Source organism: Streptomyces sp. SID3212 (assembly GCF_009865405.1).
In the GTDB taxonomy this organism is placed as follows: Bacteria; Actinomycetota; Actinomycetes; order Streptomycetales; family Streptomycetaceae; genus Streptomyces.
The window spans coordinates 1-5,711 of sequence record NZ_WWJY01000975.1 but is presented as its reverse complement, the minus strand read 5'-3'; the positions used below and the strand labels follow the sequence as shown (position 1 = coordinate 5,711).

At 74.4% G+C, this 5,711-nt stretch carries 4 protein-coding genes and 1 pseudogene; all 5 read left to right on the top strand.

Going from position 1 to position 5,711, the window contains the following annotated elements; genetic code table 11:
- The first annotated feature begins 70 nt into the window (after nt 1-70).
- Nucleotides 71-1,303, top strand: coding sequence for an allantoate amidohydrolase (locus tag GT042_RS29320; RefSeq protein ID WP_161311731.1), 1,233 nt, complete (start codon nt 71-73; stop codon nt 1,301-1,303).
- A complete protein-coding gene (locus GT042_RS29315; RefSeq protein ID WP_161311730.1) occupies nt 1,300-2,694 on the top strand; it encodes a formimidoylglutamate deiminase in 1,395 nt (464 codons plus the stop codon). The genes GT042_RS29320 and GT042_RS29315 overlap by 4 nt, the downstream gene beginning before the upstream one ends.
- 83 nt (nt 2,695-2,777) lie before the next feature.
- Entirely contained in the window at nt 2,778-3,992 is a 1,215-nt protein-coding gene (hutI, locus tag GT042_RS29310; protein ID WP_161311729.1) for an imidazolonepropionase, read from the top strand.
- A gap of 210 nt (nt 3,993-4,202) precedes the next feature.
- A complete protein-coding gene (locus GT042_RS29305; protein WP_237531319.1) occupies nt 4,203-5,342 on the top strand; it encodes a GNAT family N-acetyltransferase in 1,140 nt (379 codons plus the stop codon).
- A 30-nt stretch (nt 5,343-5,372) separates the two neighbouring features.
- Nucleotides 5,373-5,711 (top strand): annotated as a pseudogene (locus GT042_RS29300) (hypothetical protein); the annotation flags it as partial.

Below are 5,711 nucleotides of genomic sequence, written 5' to 3'. Positions count from 1 at the left end.
CACCCCCGCCGGGGACGCCGGGGGCGCCGGGGCGGCCAAGGCGGCCGGGAACCCGCCCTCCTTCCAGGAGATGTGGCGCGACCTCGCCCCCCTCGGACGCGACGCCACCAGCCACGGCTACCGCCGCTACGCCTGGACCGCCGCCGACACCGACTGCCGCGCCTGGTTCCGCGCCCAGGCCGAGACCCGCGGCCTGGCCTACGAACTCGACCGCAACGGCAACCAGTGGGCCTGGCTCGGCGACCCCCTCGCCGGGGACGTCGTCGTCACCGGCTCCCACCTCGACTCCGTCCCCGACGGCGGCGCCTTCGACGGCCCCCTCGGCGTGGTGTCCTCCTTCGCCGCCCTGGACGAGGTGCGCCGCAGGGGAGCGCGGTTCGCCAGGCCCCTGGCCGTCACCAACTTCGGCGACGAGGAAGGGGCCCGCTTCGGCCTCGCCTGCGTCGGCTCCCGGCTCACCACCGGGCAGCTCACCGCCGAGAAGGCGTACGAGCTCCGCGACGGCGACGGCGTCTCCCTGCCCCGGGCGATGGAGGCCGCCGGACACGACCCCGCCACCCTCGGCCCGGACCCCGGACGCCTGGCCCGTATCGGCGCGTTCGTCGAACTGCACGTCGAGCAGGGCCGCGCCCTCGACCTCTCCGGCGACCCGGTCGGCATCGCCTCGGCCATCTGGCCGCACGGCCGCTGGCGGTTCGACTTCCACGGCGAGGCCAACCACGCGGGCACCACCCGCCTCACCGACCGCCGCGACCCGATGCTGACGTACGCGGAGACCGTCCTCGCCGCCCGCCGCGAGGCCGAGCTGGCCGGGGCCCTCGCCACCTTCGGCAAGATCTCCGTCGAACCCAACGGGGTCAACGCCATCCCCTCCCTCGTCCGTGGCTGGCTGGACTCCCGCGCCGCCGACCAGGCCACCCTGGACACCGTCGTCGCGGGGATCGAGGCGGCGGCCCGCGAGGCCGCCGAACGCGCCGGGATCGACCTGAGTGTCGTACGGGAGTCCTTCACGCCCGTCGTCGAGTTCGAGCACGCCCTGCGCGACGAGCTGGCCAGGATCCTCGCCGGTCCCGCCCCGGGTCCCACGTCCGGTCGCGCCTCCGGCCGTACCTCCGTCCCGGTCCTCGGCACCGGCGCCGGGCACGACGCGGGTATTTTGTCCGGATCCATTCCAACCGCCATGCTGTTCGTACGGAACCCGACCGGCGTATCGCACTCCCCGGCCGAATCCGCGGCCGAGGACGACTGCCTGGCGGGTGTCCTCGCCCTGGCCGACGTACTGGAAGGACTGGCGTGCGCATGACGCAGGGACCGCAGCAGTCGCAGGACCGGCAAGGCCCCCGCACCACCTACTGGCTGGAGCACGCCTGGCTCGACCACCACGTCGAGCCCGGCGTGGCCGTCGAGGTCGCCGACGGCAGGATCACCGCCGTCCGCACCGAGGCCGACACCCCGCCCCCGGGCGCCGTGGCCCTGCGCGGACTGACCCTCCCCGGGCTCGCCAACACCCACTCCCACGCCTTCCACCGCGCCCTGCGCGGCACCACCCAGGTCGGCTCCGGCACCTTCTGGACCTGGCGCGAGCTGATGTACCGCACCGCCGCCCGGCTCACCCCCGACTCGTACCACGCCCTCGCCCGGGCCGTGTACGCCGAGATGGCCCTGGCCGGCATCACCTGCGTGGGTGAGTTCCACTACCTCCACCACGGGGCCAACGGCACCCCCTACGACAACCCGAACGCGATGAGCGAGGCCCTCATCGCGGCCGCCGCCGACGCCGGCATCAGGATCACCCTGCTCGACACCGCCTACCTCTCGTCCGGCGTTTCCAAGCGGCGCGGCGGCGCGGCCCCCGACCGCCACCAGGTCCGCTTCTCCGACGGCACCGCCGACGCCTGGGCGGAGAGGGCCTCCGCCCTCAGGGACAGCCCCCACGCCCGGATCGGGGCGGCAATCCACTCCGTACGGGCCGTCCCCGCCGAACAGCTCCCGACCGTCGCCGCGTGGGCCCGGGCGCGCCGCGCCCCCCTCCACGTCCACCTCTCCGAGCAGGCCGCCGAGAACGAGGCCTGCCTCGCCGTCCACGGCCGCACCCCCGTGCAGCTCCTCGACGACCACGGTGTCCTCGGCGCCCGCACCACGGGCATCCACAACACCCACGTCACCAGGGAGGACATCGCGCTGCTCGGCGCCACCCACACCGGCACCTGCATGTGCCCCACCACCGAGCGCGACCTCGCCGACGGCATCGGACCCGCCGCCCAGCTCCAGCGCGCGGGCTCGCCGCTCTCGCTCGGCAGCGACAGCCACGCCGTGATCGACCTCTTCGAAGAGGCCCGCGCGATGGAACTCAACGAACGCCTGCGCACCCGCACCCGCGGCCACTGGACGGCCGGCGCCCTGCTCCACGCCGCCTCCGCCGACGGCCACGCGGCACTCGGCTGGCCCGAGGCGGGCCGGATCGAACAAGGGGCGCTCGCCGACCTCGTCACGATCGCCCTGGACTCGGTCAGGACAGCGGGACCCCTGCCCCGGCTCGGAGCGGAGACCGCCGTATTCGCCGCCTCCGCAGCTGATGTACGCCACACGGTCGTGAGCGGTCGTCATGTCGTCCGGGACGGGGTCCACACACAGGTCCCCGACACCGCGCGGGCCCTCGCCGACGCGATCGAGGCCCTGTCCCGCCGCGCCTGACCCCCGCAGGACCGACGGACTCCCGCCCCGCACCACTCGACGTCCGGCCCGCGGCCAAGCCGCCGAAGGAGCGCACCTCCCCCATGCCCACGAGCACGCCGAACACCCCCCTGCACACCCCCGCGACGGCGGCGACCACCGCCCTCACCAACATCGCTGCTCTGGTCACCAACGACCCCTCCCTCGGTGACGGATCCCCCATCGGTCTGATCCAGGACGCGGCCGTCGTCATCGACGGCGACCGTGTCGTCTGGGTCGGTGAATCAAGCAAAGCACCCCCCACTGACAACGCCCTCGACCTCGGCGGCCGGGCCGTCGTCCCCGGCTTCGTCGACTCCCACTCCCACCTCGTCTTCGCCGGAGACCGCACCGCCGAGTTCAACGCCAGGATGTCCGGCCGCGCCTACACCGCCGGCGGCATCCGCACCACCGTCGCCGCGACCCGCGCCGCCTCCGACGCCGACCTGGACGCCAACATTGCCCGCTACGTCGCCGAGGCCCTGCGCCAGGGCACCACCACCCTGGAGACCAAGTCCGGCTACGGCCTGACCGTCGAGGACGAGGCACGCTCCCTGCGCATCGCGGGCGAGCACACCGACGAGGTCACCTACCTCGGCGCCCACATCGTCCCGCCCGACCACGCCGACGACCCCGCCGCGTACGTCGAGCTCGTCACCGGCGACATGCTCGACGCCTGCGCCCCGTACGCCCGTTGGATCGACGTCTTCTGCGAGACCGGCGCCTTCGACGGCGACCAGGCCCGCGCGATCCTCCTCGCGGGCCGCGCCAAGGGGCTGCACCCCCGGATCCACGCCAACCAGCTGTCGTACGGCCCCGGCGTCCAGCTCGCCGTCGAACTCGACGCCGCCTCCGCCGACCACTGCACCCACCTCACCGACGCCGACGTGGACGCGCTCGCCCACAGCGACACGGTCGCCACGCTGCTCCCCGGCGCCGAGTTCTCCACCCGCGCCGCGTGGCCCGACGCCCGCAGGCTCCTCGACGCGGGCGCCACCGTCGCCCTCTCCACCGATTGCAACCCCGGCTCGTCCTTCACCTCCTCGATGCCGTTCTGCATCGCCCTCGCCGTACGGGACATGCACATGACCCCCGACGAGGCGGTCTGGTCGGCCACGGCGGGCGGCGCGCGGGCCCTGCGCCGTACGGACATCGGCCGCCTCTCCCCGGGCGCCCGCGCGGACCTCACCGTCCTGGACGCCCCGAGCCACGTCCACCTCGCCTACCGGCCCGGCGTCCCGCTGGTGTCGTCGGTCTGGCGGGGCGGGGTACGGCTCTGAGACCGCGGCTCCCCGAACCGCACCCCCGGAACCGCCCCTGAAACCCCTCCCGCCCCACCGCTCCCGCCTCCTCGACGGATCCGTCACACGATGGGCGACCGGCACTGTCCCGGCGGGATTTGGGCCGGTACCGTCCTCACGAGCGTGTGCCCACGCGTGGGTTCATGGGGGACGTGGACGCGGCAGGGGGCACGGGACCGGGGGGTCGAGTTGAGCGACGTACGCAGCGCCGCGCGCATCCGGGTGGTGGCGCCCGCGGAGTTGAGCGAGGGCGAGGCGGAGGCCTGGCGCGCACTGCGCGCCACGTCCGGCGCCCCCGCCAACCCGTTCATGGAACCGGAGTTCACCCGGGCGGTCGGCCGGGTACGCCCCCGCTCCAGGATCGCCGTCGTACGGGACGGAAACGGAAACGGAAACGGGAACGGAAACGGGAACGGTGACGGGGACGAGCCCGTGGGCTTCTTCCCGTACGAGAAAGGCCCGTTGGGGCAGGGCAGAGCCATCGGGATGGGCGTCTCGGACTGCCAGGGCGCGGTCCTCCGCACCGGACTGCGGCTCACAGCGGGCGAGTTGCTGCGCGCCTGCTCCCTCTCCGCCTGGGAGTTCGACAACCTCGAAGCGGGACAGGACCTCTTCGTCCCGGCCGCCGCCGAGGAGTTCGCGTCACCGGTCATCGACGTCGGGCAGGGGTACGAGGCGTACGAAGCGGTCCTGCGCGCCCAGTCGCCCAAGTTCCTCAGGACGACGACCGCGAAGGAGCGCAGACTCGGCCGCCAGGCGGGCGGGACACGCTTCGTCTTCGACGAACGCGACCCCGGCGCGCTGCGCACGCTCATGGAGTGGAAGTCCGCCCAGTACCGCAGGACGGGCCGCCGCGACCGCTTCGCCCAGGAGTGGATCACCGAACTGGTAAGGCAGTTGGCGGCCACGCGCGCGCCCGGCTGCTCCGGTGTGCTCTCCGTCCTGTACGCGGCGGACCGGCCCGTCGCCGCCCACTTCGGGCTCCGCTCGCGCACGGTCCTGTCGTGCTGGTTCCCCGCGTACGACCCCGAGTTCGCCAAGTTCTCGCCCGGCCTGATCCTCCATCTGCGGATGGCGGAGGCCGCCGCCGCCGAGGGGATCGGCCTGCTCGACCTGGGGCGCGGCGCGGCGGAGTACAAGGACGCGCTCAAGACCGGCGCGCTGCGCGTGTACGAGGGCTCGTCCGTACGGCCGGGGCCCCGGGCGGCCCTGACCTGGCTGGGCCGCGAACCGGCCCGCCGCGCGCACAGTTTCGTACGGAACCGGCCCAGACTGGCCGGTTACGCGCAGCGGACCCTGAACCAGGTGGGCCGCCTGCGTGAGCGGTGACCACGGCGGAGCGGACGGGGGGAGTGAGCGGTGCTCGACCGGACAGGAACACCGGACGCGATGACGGAGGGGGAGGCGTCGCGGGAGGCGGCACGGGCCGGACTGCCCGACCTGCCGCCGCTCGCGGTCGCCGAGCTGGATCTCGACGGCCCCGACGGGGAGGTGCTGTCTCTGCGCCCGGCGCCCGGCGGCCCGCCCCTCGGCGAGGGCGGGGTGTACGCGCTCGTACGACTCCGGGGCCACCCCGCCGCGACCGTCCTCGCCCACGTGCGTGCCGGGGAGGATCCGGCGGAGGTGCTCGCGGAGGCGTTCCGCGCCGAGCGGGCCGTACGGCGGCGGCTCAACGCGCAGGGCACGGCCGCCGAACAC

Coding starts and splice junctions, on each gene's coding strand:
- GT042_RS29315 (WP_161311730.1), top strand. CDS start 1,300: ATGACGCAGGGACCGCAGCAGTCGCAGGACCGGCAAGGCCCCCGCACC.
- hutI (WP_161311729.1), top strand. CDS start 2,778: ATGCCCACGAGCACGCCGAACACCCCCCTGCACACCCCCGCGACGGCG.
- GT042_RS29320 (WP_161311731.1), top strand. CDS start 71: ATGTGGCGCGACCTCGCCCCCCTCGGACGCGACGCCACCAGCCACGGC.